A 16,903-nucleotide genomic window follows, 5' to 3' on the forward strand; every position below is an offset into this window, starting at 1 on the left:
GCCCCGGGGGGGGGGGGGGGGGGGGGGGGGGGGGGGGGGTTTGGGGGGGGGGGGGGCCCCCCCCCCCGGGGGGCGCGGGGGCGGGGGGGGGGCCCCCCCCGGGGCGCCCCCCCCCGCGGCCGGCGACCGTCAGCCGTAGATCATCTTCATCTGCACCAGGTTGTCGGCTCTGCTGACGTCCGGCAGGACGTCACCCTCACCGTCCAACGGCTGGACCTCCACGTCCGCCTTGTCCGTGCCCAGCGTGTCCCCTTTGAACACATGGAAGTCCAGGTCCAGCCGTATCTCCGCCCCGACGGCGAGCTGACCCAGACCGCAGACGATCGGGTCGATGGTCTCTGGGACGCCCGAGCACCTTTCCCACCCGTCGACGTCCGCGCGCACCACCGCGGGCACGCCCAACCGCAGCGCCACCCGCGCGACCGGCCCCGTGCCCCGGTTGCGGATCCGCACCGTGGCCGTACCCGTCCGGGAGCCGTCGTCCGCGGTTCTCAGCACGAGGTCGCCGGTGGTGACCGCGACATCCGCCAGATTCGGGTTCGGACCGAAGCTCGTCGGCCCGGAGACCTGGGTGAAGGCACCGTCCTTCCAGCGGTAGCCGCGCCACTGCCGTTCTGACCACTTGGCGGCCCAGCCACCACCGGGAGCGATGTCACCGACCTGCACCCGCACCGTGCCGTCGTCCACGACGTCGAGTGCGAACAGCCACTGCGGCTTGTCGATGGTGGTCGCGACCACGCGGCCGAGCGTCGCGACCTTTCCCGCTTCGTCCCGGTCGAAGGCGACCACCTGCATCGGGCCACCGGTGCCGAGCGCGCACTGCACGAGCGCCACCGTCTCCACCGCCCCGTCCCCGTCGACGTCGCCGTGGTCGAGTGCCACGAGCCAGTTGACGCCCTCGCGATTCTCGCCCGAGATCCGTACCCCGGACGTCGGGCAGCCGCGCCCGGCCCGCCACGCGGGAAGGGTCACCGACGCGGCGAGCAACTGGGACCTGCTGAATCGACCGTCGGGCACGCCGGGGGTGGGGCTGCCGCTTGACGTGGAAGGGCTGGGGGTCGGGCTCTGCGGGCCACTCGGTGTGGGTGCCGGCGAGCTGCTCGGCGTCGGATCGACCGGACCCGGCCGGTGGTCGGGCCCGTTCATCGCCGCGTACCCGAGGGCCGACCCGCCGAACAGCGCGAGCACCGTCCCGGTGGTGGCCGCCAACCGGCGGCGGCCGCGGACCCGCACCGTCCGCCGGACGGCGGCGGGCCCGGGCACCTCGACCTCCTCCAACACGGTACGGCGGTAGCGGGTGAATTCCTCGGCCAGGCCAAAGGTCTCCTGCTCAGACATCCCGCACCTCCTCGTTGGTGTCGCGTAGCTGGGTGGCGAGTGCGGTCCGGCCCCGGTGCAGCCAGGACTTGACCGTCCCCTCGGCGACCTGTTCCTGGGCGGCGATCTCCGCGACCGTGAGGTCGGCGAGGTAGTGCAGGACGACGGCCCGCCGCTGCTTCGGCGGCAACGTCGCCAGCGCGGATTCGAGGGCCACCCGGTCGGGGCTGGGCTCCGGGACGTGGGCCTCCCGCTGCCGCAGCAGCCACGTCTGGGCGGTGCGCAGCCGCCGCCAGCGGTTGTGGCCGAGATTCCAGGCGACCTTGCGAACCCAGGCCAGGGGGTCCTCGTATCCGACGATCCGGTCCCAGCGAGCGTACGCCCGGCAGAACGCCTCCTGCACCAGGTCCTGCGCCTGCCCACGGTCACCCGTGTACGCGGTCAGCTGCACCACGAGTCCCCGGAAGTGGGCGTGGTAGAAGTCGTCGAAGACCAGCTCTGCCGGCGTGGAGGTTGTGCTTCCCGCTGGGTCTGGTGGGCGTCCACCCACCCGCACGTCTCTCGTCACAAGCACTCGTCCTCCCCGTGGTGGCCACCAGCGGTGCGTTCGCCGGCACCAGTCACACCTGCGGGTGTGACGGCGGGTTGCACGTCGGTTGGCGTCGATTCGTGTCTGGTCCGGGACAGCGGGCCGCGCGCTCGGGCTGGTCACCGCCGGACCGCGAGGACGTCGCCTGTGATTCACTGTCGATGAGGAGAGGGGGCGCTCGTGCAGCTACCGGGAGTGCTCGGTGAGCCGATCCGGTTCGTGCTGAACTGGGGCCGCCGCTACTCGCTCTGGGTGTTCAACTTCGGTCTGGCCTGCTGCGCGATCGAGTTCATCGCCACCAGCATGGGTCGGCACGACTTCATCCGGCTCGGTGTGATCCCGTTCGCCCACGGCCCCCGCCAGGCCGACCTGATGGTGGTGTCCGGCACGGTGACCGACAAGATGGCTCCGGCGATCAAGCGGCTCTACGACCAGATGCCCGAGCCGAAGTACGTCATCTCGTTCGGAGCCTGCTCCAACTGCGGCGGCCCCTACTGGGACTCGTACTCGGTGACCAAGGGCGTCGACCAGCTCATCCCGGTCGACGTCTACGTGCCCGGCTGCCCACCCCGGCCGGAGGCTCTGCTGCACGGCATCCTGCGCCTCCAGGAGAAGATCGCCGCCGAGCAGTCCGGCCTGGGCGGTGTGCCGCAGCGGGATCTGCTGGCCGCCCCGCTGGACGCCCCGCCCCGCGAGGCCGCCGCCCCGCGTTCGGTCGACTCCCTCACCGCCCCACCGGTACGCCCACCGACCGCGACCTGACGGCGGCCTGCCGCCACCCGGGAGAAGCCGGTCGGAGGTCGGCCGCGGTGTTGTCGCTCGGCGTCCGGCGTCTCGTGCCGGTCGGCCCGTCTTCTCGAGCATGACAATCTGGTCCTCCCGTGAGGGCAATCGGAGCCGAACGCACCCGCTACCCCATAGACGTCGGCGAACCCACGGTTTGGTTGCCCGTGCCCGACCGTCAATTCGCGTTGACCAAGAATCGGCGATGCGATGCCCCCTCGTCGCCCGGGTCGACCCGTCGGCCGCGGGGGCAGAGCGGTCGTCCGACGTACGGGGTGGCCGGGCAGGGCTAGCCTGCCCATCATGAGCAGCTCAGTGGATCAGCGGTCCGCCCACATCGTCGACGTGCTCACCGAGGAGTTCGGTGCGTCCATGGCGATCGACCCGGCCGCCTTCCGCCGTAAGTTCCGCAAGATGGCCGCCTCGCCGTTCGCCTTCTACCGGGGTAGCGCCGCCCTGTTCTACGCCGACCAACTCGGCGACTTCGCCGACGACCGGTTCCTCGACGAGCGGACCAGCCGGGTGTGGATCCACGGGGACCTGCACGCGGAGAACTTCGGCACCTACATGAACGCGTCCGGGCAACTCGTGTTCAACGTCAACGACTTCGACGAGGCGTACGTCGGGCCGTTCACCTGGGACCTGCGCCGGCTCGCGGCAAGCGTGGCGTTGCTCGGCTACGGCAAGGCCCTGTCCGACACGGCGATCGGGGACCTGGTCGCCGGCTTCGCCCGGTCGTACCTGACCGAGCTGCGGGCCATCGCCGCCGGCGGCGACGACGCGATCGGCTCGATCACCCTGGAGAACGCCGACGGCGTACTGCGACGGGTGCTCCAGCAGGCCCGGCTCAACACCCGCGTCGACCTGCTGGCCGCGCAGACCACCATCGACAACTACGAGCGGCGCTTCTCCATCGGTGACGGGGTCTTCGAGATCGACGACACCACCCGGGACAGGGTCCGCGCCGCCTTCCAGGACTACCTGGGCACCCTGCCGACCGCCTCGACGCAGCTCCGGCCGGTGGCGGCGCGGATCAAGGACGTGGTGCTGCGCAAGGGTGTGGGCATCGGCTCGGCCGGGCTGCCGTCGTACAACCTGCTGCTGGAGGGGCACACCCAGGCCCTGGAGAACGACGTCGTCATCTACATGAAGCAGGCGCAGGTGCCGGCCGTGGCGCGGTACGTCACAGACGAGTCGGTCCGCGGTTACTTCCAGCACCAGGGACACCGGACCGCCGAGTCGCAGCGGGCGTTGCAGGCGCACGCCGACCCGTGGCTGGGCTTCACCGAGCTGGACGGGGCCGGTCAGCTCGTCGCCGAGGTCTCCCCGTACGCGGCGGACCTGGACTGGTCGGACGTGAACGAGCCGGAGGAGTTGTCCGGAGTGCTCGTCGACCTGGGCCGGGCGGTGGCCCGGATGCACTCGGTCGCCGACGACGAGTCCAGTCACGACCTGGTGGACTACTCCACCGAGGAGGCGATCGTGGCCGCGGTGCACGACGACGAGCCGGGCTTCGTCACCCACCTGGTGGACTTCGCGCACGCGTACGGGGTGCGCGCCCGGCAGGACCACCAGCTCTTCGTCGACCTGTTCCGCAACGGCCGGCTGCCCGGCATCTGATCGGGCGCGGCGTCGCTCAGGACGCGAACTCCAGCACCACCTTGATGTCGTCCGGCCCGGGGGTGTACGCGTCGGCGTACCGGTTCACCGGCACCCGACGGGTGATCAGCGATTCGAGCCAGACCTGGTCCGCGCGGGCGAGCGCCTGCGCGGCCATGTCCCAGTGCCGCCGGTTGGCGTTCACCGAGCCGAACACCACGTTGTTCTCCAACACCAACGCCCGGTTGAGCGCACCAGCGTCGAAGTCGATGCTCCGACCACCGCTGGACACCCCGGCCAGGCAGACGATCCCGGTCGGGGCCGCCTTACACATGACGTCGAGGACCACGGTGGGCGCGCCGGTGCACTCGATCACCACGTCCGGCTCGAACGGCAGGTCGTTGACCGGCACCGCGTGGTAGGTGGCGCCGAGCCCGGCGACCAGCTCCGGCTTCGGCCCGTCGGTGGCCCGGTCCAGCACGTGCACGGTGAGCCCGCGCTGGGTGCCGAGCAACGCGGCCAGCAGACCGATCGGCCCGGCCCCGGTCACCAGGACGGTCTGCGGCTGCCACTCGGCCCGGTGCCCGATCCGCTCGATGTGGTCCCAGGCCTTCGCGACCACGCTCGTCGGCTCCAGCAGCACGCCGACCTGGGCCAGCGCCGGGTCGAGCTTGACCGCGAACTGCGGCTCGATCCGCCAGCGGTCCCGGGCGAACCCGGGCAGCCCCTTGATGCCGTGTTCGGTGTACCGACCGTTGCGGCACATGTCCCACTCGCCGACCGCGCAGTTCGAGCAGGGGACCGGGTCGGGATGCCGGACGATCCCGGCCACCAGGTCGCCGGGTTGCAGGGTGCCGCTGGCGTCCTCGATCACCCGACCCAGCGACTCGTGCCCGATGACCAGGCGGTCCGCACCCGGCGGCGCCTCGCCGTACTCCCCGGCGATGATCTCGTGGTCCGTGCCGCAGATGCCGACGGCCAGCGCCTCGACCAGGACCGAGCCCTCCTCGGCGGGCGGCTCCGGCCGATCCTCGACGAGGCTCAGCGAGTTGGCGACCCCGGGTTTCACAGTCACAGCGCGCACGCCCTCATCTTTCCTCCCCAGGGGCCGCGCCGCGCCCAAAGCCGGCAGATCATCTGGCGGCTCGGCGGCCGGGCGGGGGCCCGGCCGGCACTGGGCTTGTTTCATCAGGGCGGTCGAGCCGGGCGGTGATCCGGCAAACCGCAACGCCGCCGGTCGTCGTCCGGGCCCGCCGCAGGCCGGCCAGTTCCTCTGGAACAGGCCCTAAGATCAGCGGCATGACTCCCGAAGAGGTCGGCGCTCGGCTGGTCGCGCTGCTCGCGCCGGTCGCGGTGACCCCGTCGGTCTCCGGCGGGCAACGGTTCGCCCGCGCCACAGTCGATGTGCCGCCGGAGAGCTGGCTGACCGCCGTTCGCGCCGCCCGCGACGACACCGAGCTGGCCTGCGACTTCTTCGACTGGCTCTCCGCGGTCGACGAGTTGACCGACGGTTTCGACGTGGTGGCGCACCTCTGGTCGACGCGACTGCGGCACGGGGTGCTGCTGCGGACCAGGCTGTCGCGCGGCGCGCCCACTGTCGCCTCGGTGACCGACGTCTACCCGGGTGCCGCCTGGCACGAGCGGGAGACACACGAGATGTTCGGCATCGACTTCGCCGGCCACGGGGAGTTGCTGCCGCTGTTGCTGCCACCGGAGTTCGAGGGCCACCCGCTGCGCAAGGAGTTCGTGCTCGCCTCCCGGGTGGCGAAGCCCTGGCCGGGTGCGAAGGAGCCGGGCGAGTCCGAGGCCGGTGGTGGACGCCGGCCGATCCGCCCACCGGGCGTTCCCGCTCCCGGCGAGTGGGGGACCACGCCCACCCCGGCCGGCGCCGGCGGCGTGGGGGAGGGCCCGCGCGGCGGCACCCCGGCCCGACCGGCCGGTGAACGTCCGGCGCGGCCTGCCCCGGGGGCCCGTCCGGCGCGTACTCCCCGGTCGGCCGGCACCGCCGACGGCCCGGCTCCCGCCGACCAGCCCACACCCGGCGCCGGTCCGGCCGAGCCCACACCCGACGCCGGTCCGACCGAGTCTGCGCCCGGTGCGGCCGCGTCGGGTACGACTGGCGGCGGCCCGGCCGTTTCGGGTGGCGAGCCGATCGCGGGCCCGCCGGGCCGCGCTGGTCGGAGCGAGCACGACGGGGGTACGACCTGATGCCGCTCTGGGTGGAGCTGGTGCTGCGGGTGGGTGGCGTGCTTGTCGCGTTCCTCACCCTGCCGTTGCTTGTCGGCCAGGCCGAGCACAAGGTGATGGCGCACATGCAGGGCCGGCTCGGTCCGATGTACGCGGGCGGTTTCCACGGCTGGGCCCAGTTGGTCGCGGACGGGGTCAAGTTCGTGCAGAAGGAGGACGTGACCCCGCGCGAGGCCGACCGGGCGGTGTTCCGGCTGGCCCCGGCGGTGGCCCTGGTGCCCTACCTGCTGGTGCTGCTGGTCATCCCGCTCGGCCCGAACGACCTGGTCGGGCAACCGTTGGACATCGGCCTGTTCTTCGTGCTGGCCGTGGTCGGTGTCGGTGTGGTGGCGGTGCTCATGTCGGCGTGGGCGTCGGCCAACAAGTACAGCCTGCTCGGAGGGCTGCGGGGGGCCGCCCAGTTGCTCGGTTACGAGCTGCCGCTGGTGCTGGCCGCCGCGTCGGTGGCGATGGCGGCGGGCACACTCAGCCTCTCCGGCATCGTGGAGGCGTGGCAGCCGTGGTGGCTGCTCTGGCAGGCACCCGCGATGATCGTCTTCTTCGTCGCCGGGCTGGCCGAGATCCGCCGGCCACCGTTCGACATGCCGGTGGCCGACTCGGAGTTGGTCTTCGGCTACATGACCGAATACACCGGTCTGCGTTTCGCGTTCTTCCTGCTCGCCGAGTACGTCGGCATCGTGGTGATCGCCGCGCTGACCACTGTGCTGTTCCTCGGTGGGTGGCAGGGCCCGTTCGCCGACGACCAGTTGGGCTGGCTCTGGACGCTGCTCAAGATCTTCGCGGTGTCCTTCGTGATCATCTGGCTGCGGGTGTCCTACCCCCGGCTCCGCGAGGACCAGCTCCAACGCCTCTGCTGGCTGGTGCTGGTGCCCGCCTCCCTGGCCCAGTTGGTCCTGACGGCAGCGGTCCGAGTAGCCCTATAACCCCCCACCCCCCTCTCGCGGCGATCTTGCACTTTCTGCCCCGACGAATATGGGTGAATGGGGCATTTGGGCGACAGAAAGTGCAAGATCGGCGGGAGTTGGAGGGGCGCGAGGAGGAACCGCGTGCGGGGCCTGCCTAGCGGAGCGGGGTGTGCGCGGGGTCGACGGGCTCGGCTGGCGGCGGGGGTGGGGTGCCGTCGCCGAAGGGGCGGCCACCCAGGGCCTCCCGACCGTGCGGGGTGAGCCAGTTGGACAGGTCCGGGCCGAGCGGCACGATCCCGGTGGGGTTGATGTCGCGGTGCACCTCGTAGTAGTGCCGCTTGATGTGGTCGAAGTCGATGGTGTCGCCGAAGCCGGGGGTCTGGAACAGGTCCCGGGCGTACGCCCACAGCACCGGCATCTCACTCAACTTCTGCCGGTTGCACTTGAAGTGGCCGTGATAGACCGGGTCGAAGCGGACCAGCGTGGTGAACAGCCGCACGTCGGCCTCGGTGATGGTGTCACCGACCAGGTAACGCTGGTCGGTCAGCCGCTCGGTCAACCAGTCCAGCCGGTCGAAGAGCCGGTGGTACGCCTTGTCGTACGCCTCCTGGCTGCCGGCGAACCCGCACCGGTAGACGCCGTTGTTGACGTCCCGGAAGACCACGTCGTTGACCTCGTCGATCTGCTCCCGCAGGTGCTCGGGGTAGAGCTGCGGGGCACCGTCGCGGTGGTACGCCCCCCACTGCGTGGACAGGTCCAGACTCATCTGCGCGTAGTCGTTGGTCACCACCTGCCCGGTCGGCACGTCGACGATCGCCGGGACGGTGATGCCGCGCTCGTAGCCGGGGAAGCGCTTGAAGTACGCCTCCTGGATGCGCTCGATGCCGAGCACCGGGTCCCGCCCGCCCGGGTCGAGGTCGAAGGTCCAGCTCCGGGCGTCGTGGGTCGGGCCGGCCACCGCCATCGAGAGGGCGTCCTCCAGGCCGAGCAGTCGGCGCACGATGATCAGGCGGTTGGCCCACGGGCAGGCGCGACTGACCGCCAGCCGGTACCGGCCCGGCTCCACCGGGTACCCGTCGCGCCCGTCCTTGGTGATCCGGGTGGCGATGTACCGCTGGTCGCGGGTGAACTCGCCACCCGGCTCGACGTACTTCCCGCCTGTTTCCTCGCCCACGTCACCCTCCCGGTCCCGTCAGTGTCTCTACCCCATCCTTGCGGATCTACTGCTCAGCGACGCCGGTTACCCTGCCGGGATGACGGATGTGGAGGCGGCGGCACGGCGGTTCGTCGCCGACGTGTGGAACGCCCGCCGGGAGGAGTCGGCGTACGAGTTGATCGCCGAGGAGCGCCCGGGGCTGGGCGGCACCGGCCCGGAGGCGACGCTGGCCTGGCACCGGGAGCGACGGGCGGCCTTCCCGGACCTGCGTTACAAGATCGTGGACGTGGTGGCGGCCGGCGAGCGGGTGGCCGTGCACTGGCGGGCCGCCGGCACACACGCCGGACAGTTCGGGGCGGTGCCGCCGACCGGGCAGGTGGTCAGCTACTCCGGGGCGACGTTCCTGCGTTTCGACGCGGCGGGCCGGATCGTCGAGGTGTGGAGCTGCAACGAGCTGTTCCAGTTGCTGCAACAACTCGGCGTCGAGATGCTCCCACCGACCGCTGTCAGCGGGCCCGGAAGGTGAACCGCTCCGACGGGATGTCCATCTCCCACGGCTCCGGCACGAGGATGCCGTCGGTCGTCCGGGCCTGCTCGACGTAGACCTGTTTCATCGCGTCGTCGTCGTGCACCCCGGCGGTCATCGACGGGTCCTTTCCAGCGTGTTCGTTCTCCCCGCGACCGCGCTACCGCCGTCGACCTGTGGGTGGTGGTCGCGCGCGCCGGGGCCACAGGGCAGGATGGTCGACATGAGCGACCCCAGCGAGCACGGCGGCGCCAGCGAACGCGGGGGCCTGCCCGGTGCGGGCCTGGTGAAGGGGCTGGCGGTCACCCTCAAGACGATGACCAGCCGCTCCACCACCCAGCAGTACCCGGACGTGGCCCCCGACCTGCCGCCCCGCTCGCGTGGCGTGATCGCGCTGTCGGAGGAGAACTGCACGGTCTGCATGCTCTGTGCCCGGGAGTGTCCGGACTGGTGCATCTACATCGACTCGCACAAGGAGGAGGTGGTGGTGCCCGGCGCCGCCCGCCCCCGGCAGCGCAACGTGCTCGACAAGTTCGACATCGACTTCTCGCTCTGCATGTACTGCGGCATCTGCATCGAGGTCTGCCCGTTCGACGCGCTCTACTGGTCCCCGGAGTTCGAGTACGCCGAGTACGACATCAAGGACCTGCTGCACGACAAGGACCACCTCGGCCAGTGGATGGCCACCGTCCCGGCGCCACCCGCGCACGACCCGAACGGGGAGCCGGCGAAGGAGGAGACCGCCGCCGCCCGCAAGGCCGCCGCCGCGCGTCCGGCTCCTCCGGCGGTACGCTCCGACGCCGACCAGGACCCCACGTCGTGACCGCCCGAGCCGGAGAAACGACCCGGCCCGGAGAGGCCGCCCGGTTCGGCGAGGCCGCCCGGTGACCGGCGCGGACGTGCTGCTGCTCGCCCTCGGCGCGGTGGCGGTCGGTGCTGGCGTGCTGGTGGTGACCACGAAACACCTGGTCCGGGCGGGTCTCTACCTGGTGGTGTGCCTGGGCGCGCTGGCCGGTGACTTCCTGGTGCTCAGTGCCGAGCTGGTGGCCTGGGTGCAGGTGCTGATCTACGTGGGCGCGGTGGTGGTCCTGCTGCTGTTCGCGGTGATGCTGACCCGGGCCCCGATCGGTGCCTCCGACGACCTGGACCGGCCGGGCTGGCCGGCCGCCCTGATCGGTGGCGGCGCCGGGCTGGGGCTGACCGTCCTGCTCGTCGACGCGTACCGCTGGGGCACCGTCACGCTGCCGGCCGCGGGCACCGCCGAGCGGCTGGGTGAGCAGATCTTCCAGTCCTGGGTGCTGCCGTTCGAGGTGCTCTCGGTGCTGCTGCTGTCCGCCCTGGTGGGCGCGATCGTGCTGTCCCGGCCGGACATCGGCCGAGCTGGCCCCGGCGCGGCTCCCACCACCGATCGGCCCGGGGCCGACATCAGCGCCGGGGGGCGCCGGTGAGGCCGGTCATCCCGTACGTCACCGCCGCGCTGCTGTTCGGCCTCGGCGTGTACGGCGTGCTGCGGCGGCGCAACGCGGTGCTGGTGCTGATGTCCGTCGAGTTGATGCTCAACGCGGTAAACCTGATCCTGGTCACCGCGGACACCACCGCCCGCGCCGTGCTGCCGCACTCGGGGCAGGTCTTCGCGCTGTTCGTGATCGTCCTCGCCGCCGCCGAGATCGGGGTGGGGCTGGCGATCGTCCTCCAGCTCTACCGGCTGCGGGCCACCGTGGCGGTGGACGACGTGCCGCTGAGCGAGGCGGCGCACCCCGTCGGCGGGCGAGAGCCGACCGTCCACCACACGGAGGCTGGCCGGTGACCGGGTTGCTCGGGGCGCTGCTGCCCGCCGTACCACTTGTCGCCGGCCTGACCGGCCTGCTGCTGCCGCCGGCTCCTCGGCGCACCAGTGCGCCCGGCGGCGACCGGGCCCGGACGATCGCCACGACGCTCGGCGTCACCGGTGCGGCCGTCGCGCTGGCGTTGGCCGTCGCGCTGCTGCTCACCGTCGACGGGCCGACCGAGACGTCGCGCACCTGGGTCGACGTCGGCGGGTTGGCGGTGACGCTCGGCGTCCGGCTCGACGGTGCCACCGCGCTTGTCGCGGTGGCGGTCACGGCTGTCGCCCTGGCCGTGCAGGTCTACTCGATCGGCTACCTGCGGCGCGGTCCGCACGACGATGTCGACGTCGACCACCGCTATCCGCCGTACGCCGCGCAGATCAGCCTCTTCACCGGCGCCATGCTGCTGGTGGTGGTCTCCGGTGACCTGCTCATGCTGTTGGTCGGCTGGGAGGTGATGGGCCTCTGCTCGTACCTGCTCATCGCCCACGACCGCCGACTGCCCGGCGCGCCGGCCGCCGCGATGAAGGCGTTCCTGGTGACCCGGGTCGGTGACGTCGGGTTCCTGCTCGGTATCGCGCTGCTGGGCGTGTCGACGGGCAGTTTCCGGATCGAAGACGTGCTCGCCCACGACCACTCCACCGCGACGTTGACCGCCGCCGGCCTGCTGTTGCTCGCCGGGGTCGCCGGTAAGAGCGCGCAGTTCCCGCTGCACACCTGGCTGCCGGACGCGATGGCCGGCCCGACGCCGATCTCCGCGCTGATCCACGCCGCGACGATGGTCGCCGCCGGGGTGTACGCCGTGGCCCGCCTCTACCCGCTGTTCACGGCCGCGCCGGTCACGCTGACCGTGCTCGGGGTGCTCGGCGCGATCACGCTGTTGCTCGGCGCGCTCGCCGCCACCGCTCAGGACGACATCAAGCGGGTGCTGGCCTGGTCGACGGTGTCCCAACTGGGCTACATGACCGGCGCGTTGGCGGTCGGCTCGCCCTCGGCGGCGCTGTTCCACCTGCTCACCCACGCCGCGTTCAAGGCGTTGCTGTTCCTCGCCGCCGGCGCGGTGATCCACGCCGTGGGCACCACCCTGATGTCGGAGATGGGCGGGCTGCGGCGCAGCATGCCCGTGACGTTCTGGTGCACGGTGGTGGGCCTGGGCGCGCTGGTCGGGGTGCCACCGCTCGCCGGCTTCTGGAGCAAGGACGGCGTCCTCACGGTGGCCGAGGCCGCCGCGTTGGAGGGCACCGGCCCGGCACCGTCGTGGGTGGGCTGGATCGTCTGGGTCGCCGGCCTGCTCGGTGTGGCGATCACCGCCTGGTACGCGGGCCGGCTGCTCCTGCGCGCCTTCTTCGGCACACCACGCCTGCCACTGGTCCGACCGCACGACCCGCCCGCGGTGCTGCGCTGGCCGGTGCTGCTGCTGACCGTGCCGGCCGCGCTGCTCGGTCTGGCCGGGTTCGTCGGGGCGTTCGCCGACCGCCTGCGGTTCCCGACGGTGCCGGTGGCCGGTTCCGAGGACGGCCTGGTCCACGTGGGCCCGGGTGTGCTGCTGCCGCTCGCGTTGCTGCTGGTCGGCGCGGGGCTGGTCACGCTGGGCTGGCGTCGGGACCAGGCCGCCGACCCGGCGGAAGCGCTGGGTCCGCTGCGGCCGGTCTTCGCCCGCGCGTTCCGGCTCGACGACGTCCAGCACACCCTTGTGGTACGCCCCGTCCGTGCACTCGCCCGTGTCGTGCGCGCCGGTGACGAGGTGGTGGTGGACGGTGTCGTCGAGGGCAGCGGGCGGGCCGCGACCGGTCTGGGTGCGGGGCTGGCCGCGCTGCACCGGGCGGCGCTGCCCCGGGCCGCCGCCGGTGTGTTGGCCGGCGCCCTGCTGATCGGGCTGGCGGCCGCGGTGATCGGGGTGGTCCGGTGAGCGCGTGGAGTGAGCTGGGTTTGCGAGCCCCGCAGTCGCGATCGAGGGCGGTCCGGTGAGCGTTGGGCAGGTGTTGTTGGTTGCCGTGCTGGCGGTGCCGGCGCTGGGTGCGGTCGCGGTGGTGGCGACACCCCGGGATCGGGCGGCCCGGCTGGTCGGCACCGTGGCGGCGGCACTGACCCTGCTGGCGGCGGTGCCGCTGGTGTTCGGTGGGCGGGGCTGGTTCGCCTGGTCGGCGGACGGGCCGGCGGTGCGTCCGTGGCACCAACTGGACCTGCCCTGGGTGCCGGGTCTGGAGTTGCGCTTCCATCTCGGTGTTGACGGCATCTCGTGGCCGCTCGTGGTGTTGACCGCGCTGCTCACGCTGCTCTGTTGCGCGTACACGCTGTGGCGGGTGCCCGACGGCGGCAGCGGCCGGGCGTTGGTGGCGCTGCTGTTGGTGGTCGAGGTGGGCATCCTGGGCACCTTCCTCGCCCTGGACCTGGTGCTGTTCTTCCTCTTCTTCGAGGTCGTCCTGCTGCCGATGTACGCGATCATCGCCGGCTGGGGCGGCGCGGACCGGCGTCGGGCGGCCCGCAAGTTCGCGCTCTACACCCTGTTCGGCTCGGTGTTGCTGCTGGTCGGCGTGTACGTGGTGGTCGCGGCCACCGGCACCGCCGACGTGGTGGCGTTGACCGGCGGCGCGGGGATGTCCAGGGGCACCCAGTTGGCGGCGTTCACCCTGCTGGCGCTGGCGTTCGCGGTGAAGAGCCCGCTGTGGCCGTTGCACTCCTGGCTGCCCGACGCGCACACCCAGGCTCCCACGGTGGGCAGTGTGGTGCTGGCCGGGGTGCTGTTGAAGATGGGCACGTACGGGCTGATCCGGGTGGCGGTGGGGGTCGCGCCGGAGGGTGCCCGGTGGGCGGCGCCGGTGCTCGGTGTGCTGGCCGTCGCCGCGATCCTGGTCGGTGCGCTTGTCTGTCTGGCGCAGGGCGACGTGAAGCGGCTGATCGCGTACTCCAGCGTGGGGCACATGGGCTTCGTGTTGCTGGGCGTCGCCACGCTGACCACCGTCGGCATCCAGGCGGCGTTGATCGGCAACATCGCGCACGGGGTGATCACCGCTCTGCTGTTCTTCCTGGCCGGGGCGGTGAAGGACCGTACCGGCACGGGCACGCTGGCCGAGCTGTCCGGGCTGCGGGAGACCGCGCCCCGGTTGGCCGGCCTGTTGGCGTTCGCGGCGATCGCGTCGCTAGGTCTGCCCGGGTTGGCCGGCTTCTGGGGTGAGGCGTTCGCGGTGATCGCCGCCGTGCAGGTGGGCGGCCCGCTCTGGACCACCCTCGGGGTGCTGGCGGCGGTCGGCGGCGCGCTCACCGCCGCGTACTTCCTGCGGCTTCTGCGCCAGGTCACCCACCAACGGCCGAGTCCCGCCGTCGGTCGGGTCGGCCCTGGCCTGGCCGGTGCGGAGCTGACCGCGTGGGTGCCGTTGGTGCTGCTCGCGTTGGCCATCGGGCTGGCGCCGGCGCTGGTCCTCGGCGTCGCCGAGGCCCCCGTCGACGCCCTGATCGGGGTGGTCAAGCCATGAACGTCGTGCAGAGCGTGGACAGCGTCGCGCTGCTGCCGGCCTACCTGGCCGCCGGCACCGCCGTACTCGTGCTCGTCACCGACCTGCTGGTGGCCCGGCCCCGGGCCACCATCGCGGTGGCGGCGCTGGGCGCGCTCGGCACCGCCGTCGGTGCCGTCCTGGTCGGCGCGGCCGGTGAGCGGCGGACGTTCTGTGTCGGCGCGGACTGCTCCTGGATCTTCGGCGGCCGGGCCGCGCTCGTCGGCGCGGTGGTGGCGCTGCTCACCCTGGGTGTGCTCGGGCTGTCCGTGCCGGCGCTTCGGGCCGGGCGGTCGCCGGTGGGGGAGTACTGCTTCCTGTTGGCCTGCTCGATGACAGGTGGCGTGGTGCTCGGCGCGGCCGGCGACCTCATCACGCTGATCGTCGCCCTGGAGACGTTGACCCTGCCGCTGTACGTGCTTGTCGGCCTACGCCGGGGCAGCCTCGCCAGTGCCGAGGCGGCACTCACCTTCTTCGTGGTCAGTGTGGTCGCGACCACCATCACGCTGCTCGGCGCGGCGCTGCTGTACGCGGTGACCGGCGGGCTGCACCTGGACCGGCTCGGCGCACTGCTCGCCGAACGCTCGGAGCTGCGCGACCTTCCGCTGACCACTGCCGCGGTCGCGCTGCTGCTCGTCGGGCTGGCCTTCAAGGTGGCGGCGGTGCCGTTCCACGCCTGGGCGCCGGCCACCTACGACGGGGCGCCGCTGCCGGTGGCCGCGTACCTGTCCACGGCGTCGAAGTTGGGTGGCCTGGTCGCGTTGCTCGTCGTGGTGCAACGGACGCTGCCGGCCGAGCAGACCGGCCCGGTGCTCGCCCTGCTCGCGGTGCTCACCATGACCGTCGGCAACCTGGTCGCGCTGCGACAGCGACGGACCGTCCGGCTGCTGGCCTGGTCGTCCGTGGCGCAGGCCGGCTACATCCTCGCCCCGCTGGGCGCGTTGGCGCTGGCCGCCGGCCGCACCGACGAGGCACGCTCCGCCGCGTACGCCGCCGCCGTGGCGTACGCCGTCTTCTTCGTGGTGTTGGAGTTGGCCGCGTTCGCCGGGGTGACCGCGCTGCGCCCGGCCGGTGCCGACGGCGGCACGCTTGACGACCTGCGCGGGGCGGCCCGCCGGCACCCGTGGCGGGGTGCGGCGCTCGGTCTCGCGTTGGTGGGCCTGGCCGGCCTGCCGCCGGGGCTGGCCGGCCTGTTCGCCAAGGTGACAGTGGTGCGGGCGTTGCTGGACGGCGGGGCGGCCTGGCTGGCCCTGGTGGTGGCGCTGAACGCGGTGATCGGGCTGGCGTACTACCTGCGGGTGACCGCCGCGCTGTGGGCGCCGACGCCCCTCGCCGCCCCGAACCGTGACGGTGCGGCTGCCGTACCCCTGGTGGGTGTGGTGGCCGTGGTGCTGGCGGTGGCGACGGTGGCCGCCGTGGTCCTCGGCCTCGCCCCGCAGTTGGTGCTCGACCTGGCCGGGCGCTGACCTGCGAGTTCCAGTCTCAGTGAACTCTCAGCGTTGAGACGGATGGTTGGCGGGTACCGGGTTGTTGCACCGGTCAGCGGATCCCGGCGATCCGTGCACCGAAGGAGAGATCGTGCACCACAACCGTCTGAAGACCGCCGCACTGCTCGGCCTGCTCTCCGCGCTGATCCTCGCGGTGGGCTACGGGTTCGGTGGCAGTGGCGGCCTGGTCATCGCCGTCCTCATCTCGCTCGTCATGAACGGCGTCACCTACTTCTACTCCGACAAGCTCGCACTGCGCTCAATGGGTGCGCAACCGGTCACCGAGGCACAGTTCCCCGAGCTGTACCGGATGGTGCGGGAGTTGGCGACCGACGCCCGGCAGCCGATGCCGAGGCTCTACGTGAGTCCGACCGCGCAGCCCAACGCGTTCGCCACGGGTCGTAACCCGCAGCACGCGGCGGTCTGCGTCACCCAGGGCATCACCGAGATCCTCGACTACCGCGAGCTGCGCGGCGTCATCGGGCACGAGCTGTCGCACGTCTACAACCGGGACATCCTGATCTCCAGCGTGGCGGCCGGCCTGGCCAGCATCATCACCCTGCTGGCGAACCTCGCCTTCTTCATTCCGCTGGGCGGTGGGGACGACGAGGACCGGCCGAACCCGGCCGTGCTGCTGCTCACCCTGATCCTCGGCCCGATCGCGGCGACCGTGATCCAGTTGGCGATCAGCCGGAGCCGCGAGTTCCAGGCGGACGCCTCGGGCGCGGAGTTGAGCCGTGACCCGCTGGCCCTGGCCAGCGCACTGCGCAAGATCGACGCGGTGGCCAGCCGCCGGCCGCTTCCGGCTCAGGGCCAGCTCACCAGCACCGCCCACCTCATGATCGCCAACCCGTTCCGGGGCGGCGGCATGGCCGCGCTCTTCTCCACCCACCCGAAGATGGAGGACCGCGTCGCCCGGCTGGAGCAGATGGCCCGCAACTCGGGGCCTGTGCAGTTCCAGCGCTGACCCGCTGAAT

At 72.2% G+C, this 16,903-nt stretch carries 16 protein-coding genes and 1 pseudogene; 12 read left to right on the plus strand and 5 right to left on the minus strand.

Annotation, left to right across the window (positions count from 1 at the left end; genetic code table 11):
* Positions 1 to 129: 129 nt before the first annotated feature.
* Both ACGFIW_RS15500 and ACGFIW_RS15505 read right to left on the minus strand, forming a co-directional pair.
* Complete coding sequence (locus tag ACGFIW_RS15500) at positions 130 to 1,338, minus strand: hypothetical protein (protein ID WP_393315178.1); 1,209 nt, start codon at positions 1,336 to 1,338, stop codon at positions 130 to 132.
* Positions 1,331 to 1,891: an RNA polymerase sigma factor gene (locus tag ACGFIW_RS15505; protein WP_393315181.1), complete on the minus strand. Its 561-nt coding sequence runs from the start codon at positions 1,889 to 1,891 to the stop codon at positions 1,331 to 1,333. The genes ACGFIW_RS15500 and ACGFIW_RS15505 overlap by 8 nt, the downstream gene beginning before the upstream one ends.
* Before the next feature lie 195 nt (positions 1,892 to 2,086).
* Here ACGFIW_RS15505 and ACGFIW_RS15510 point away from each other — a divergent pair, with 195 nt between their 5' ends.
* Positions 2,087 to 2,668 (plus strand): NADH-quinone oxidoreductase subunit B family protein, encoded by a 582-nt coding sequence (locus ACGFIW_RS15510; protein WP_357559000.1) that lies wholly within the window; start codon positions 2,087 to 2,089, stop codon positions 2,666 to 2,668.
* Positions 2,669 to 2,992: 324 nt separating this feature from the next.
* Positions 2,993 to 4,309 (plus strand): DUF2252 domain-containing protein, encoded by a 1,317-nt coding sequence (locus ACGFIW_RS15515; protein ID WP_393315184.1) that lies wholly within the window; start codon positions 2,993 to 2,995, stop codon positions 4,307 to 4,309.
* Positions 4,310 to 4,325: 16 nt separating this feature from the next.
* Here ACGFIW_RS15515 and ACGFIW_RS15520 read toward each other — a convergent pair whose 3' ends face one another.
* Positions 4,326 to 5,372 (minus strand): glucose 1-dehydrogenase, encoded by a 1,047-nt coding sequence (locus ACGFIW_RS15520; protein ID WP_393315187.1) that lies wholly within the window; start codon positions 5,370 to 5,372, stop codon positions 4,326 to 4,328.
* Between the two features lie 215 nt (positions 5,373 to 5,587).
* Here ACGFIW_RS15520 and ACGFIW_RS15525 point away from each other — a divergent pair.
* Both ACGFIW_RS15525 and ACGFIW_RS15530 read left to right on the plus strand, forming a co-directional pair.
* Positions 5,588 to 6,184, plus strand: a pseudogene (locus tag ACGFIW_RS15525) (NADH-quinone oxidoreductase subunit C); the annotation flags it as partial.
* Between the two features lie 311 nt (positions 6,185 to 6,495).
* Positions 6,496 to 7,458, plus strand: coding sequence for a complex I subunit 1 family protein (locus ACGFIW_RS15530; protein ID WP_357807644.1), 963 nt, complete (start codon positions 6,496 to 6,498; stop codon positions 7,456 to 7,458).
* A 136-nt stretch (positions 7,459 to 7,594) separates the two neighbouring features.
* Here the strand turns inward: ACGFIW_RS15530 and ACGFIW_RS15535 are convergent, their stop codons facing one another.
* Positions 7,595 to 8,614, minus strand: coding sequence for a glutathione S-transferase family protein (locus ACGFIW_RS15535; protein WP_393315190.1), 1,020 nt, complete (start codon positions 8,612 to 8,614; stop codon positions 7,595 to 7,597).
* A 79-nt stretch (positions 8,615 to 8,693) separates the two neighbouring features.
* On the opposite strand from ACGFIW_RS15535, the gene ACGFIW_RS15540 reads away from it, so the two are divergent.
* Positions 8,694 to 9,122, plus strand: a complete 429-nt coding sequence (locus ACGFIW_RS15540; protein ID WP_393315193.1) for an ester cyclase — start codon at positions 8,694 to 8,696, stop codon at positions 9,120 to 9,122.
* On the opposite strand, the gene ACGFIW_RS15545 is transcribed toward ACGFIW_RS15540, so the two are convergent.
* Complete coding sequence (locus ACGFIW_RS15545) at positions 9,103 to 9,240, minus strand: hypothetical protein (RefSeq protein ID WP_393315196.1); 138 nt, start codon at positions 9,238 to 9,240, stop codon at positions 9,103 to 9,105. The genes ACGFIW_RS15540 and ACGFIW_RS15545 overlap by 20 nt on opposite strands.
* 96 nt (positions 9,241 to 9,336) lie before the next feature.
* Here ACGFIW_RS15545 and ACGFIW_RS15550 point away from each other — a divergent pair, with 96 nt between their 5' ends.
* The 7 genes from ACGFIW_RS15550 (at position 9,337) to htpX (ending at position 16,893) form a co-directional block, all read left to right on the plus strand.
* Positions 9,337 to 9,945: a NuoI/complex I 23 kDa subunit family protein gene (locus tag ACGFIW_RS15550; protein ID WP_393315199.1), complete on the plus strand. Its 609-nt coding sequence runs from the start codon at positions 9,337 to 9,339 to the stop codon at positions 9,943 to 9,945.
* Between the two features lie 61 nt (positions 9,946 to 10,006).
* Positions 10,007 to 10,570 (plus strand): NADH-quinone oxidoreductase subunit J, encoded by a 564-nt coding sequence (locus ACGFIW_RS15555; protein WP_393315202.1) that lies wholly within the window; start codon positions 10,007 to 10,009, stop codon positions 10,568 to 10,570.
* On the plus strand, positions 10,567 to 10,929 hold the full coding sequence (gene nuoK, locus ACGFIW_RS15560) for an NADH-quinone oxidoreductase subunit NuoK (RefSeq protein WP_393315205.1): 363 nt from the start codon (positions 10,567 to 10,569) through the stop codon (positions 10,927 to 10,929). Before ACGFIW_RS15555 ends, nuoK begins: the two co-directional genes overlap by 4 nt.
* Entirely contained in the window at positions 10,926 to 12,857 is a 1,932-nt protein-coding gene (locus ACGFIW_RS15565; protein WP_393315208.1) for an NADH-quinone oxidoreductase subunit L, read from the plus strand. The genes nuoK and ACGFIW_RS15565 overlap by 4 nt, the downstream gene beginning before the upstream one ends.
* Before the next feature lie 55 nt (positions 12,858 to 12,912).
* On the plus strand, positions 12,913 to 14,421 hold the full coding sequence (locus ACGFIW_RS15570) for a NuoM family protein (RefSeq protein ID WP_393315211.1): 1,509 nt from the start codon (positions 12,913 to 12,915) through the stop codon (positions 14,419 to 14,421).
* Positions 14,418 to 15,905: an NADH-quinone oxidoreductase subunit N gene (locus ACGFIW_RS15575; protein WP_393315214.1), complete on the plus strand. Its 1,488-nt coding sequence runs from the start codon at positions 14,418 to 14,420 to the stop codon at positions 15,903 to 15,905. Before ACGFIW_RS15570 ends, ACGFIW_RS15575 begins: the two co-directional genes overlap by 4 nt.
* A 112-nt stretch (positions 15,906 to 16,017) precedes the next feature.
* The gene (gene htpX / locus ACGFIW_RS15580) at positions 16,018 to 16,893 is read left to right on the plus strand and encodes a zinc metalloprotease HtpX (protein ID WP_357079374.1); all 876 of its coding nucleotides are present in this window, start codon (positions 16,018 to 16,020) and stop codon (positions 16,891 to 16,893) included.
* Positions 16,894 to 16,903 lie beyond the last annotated feature (10 nt).

Origin of the sequence: Micromonospora sp. NPDC048935 (genome assembly GCF_043197875.1) — a bacterium.
Taxonomy (GTDB): Bacteria; Actinomycetota; Actinomycetes; order Mycobacteriales; family Micromonosporaceae; genus Micromonospora.

What these genes read in the sequence shown, in the direction of transcription:
- ACGFIW_RS15500 (WP_393315178.1), bottom strand. Translation starts at nt 1,338, where the DNA reads ATGTCTGAGCAGGAGACCTTTGGCCTGGCCGAGGAATTCACCCGCTAC.
- ACGFIW_RS15515 (WP_393315184.1), top strand. Translation starts at nt 2,993, where the DNA reads ATGAGCAGCTCAGTGGATCAGCGGTCCGCCCACATCGTCGACGTGCTC.
- ACGFIW_RS15530 (WP_357807644.1), top strand. Translation starts at nt 6,496, where the DNA reads ATGCCGCTCTGGGTGGAGCTGGTGCTGCGGGTGGGTGGCGTGCTTGTC.
- ACGFIW_RS15540 (WP_393315193.1), top strand. Translation starts at nt 8,694, where the DNA reads ATGACGGATGTGGAGGCGGCGGCACGGCGGTTCGTCGCCGACGTGTGG.
- ACGFIW_RS15545 (WP_393315196.1), bottom strand. Translation starts at nt 9,240, where the DNA reads ATGACCGCCGGGGTGCACGACGACGACGCGATGAAACAGGTCTACGTC.
- ACGFIW_RS15550 (WP_393315199.1), top strand. Translation starts at nt 9,337, where the DNA reads ATGGTCGACATGAGCGACCCCAGCGAGCACGGCGGCGCCAGCGAACGC.
- ACGFIW_RS15575 (WP_393315214.1), top strand. Translation starts at nt 14,418, where the DNA reads ATGAACGTCGTGCAGAGCGTGGACAGCGTCGCGCTGCTGCCGGCCTAC.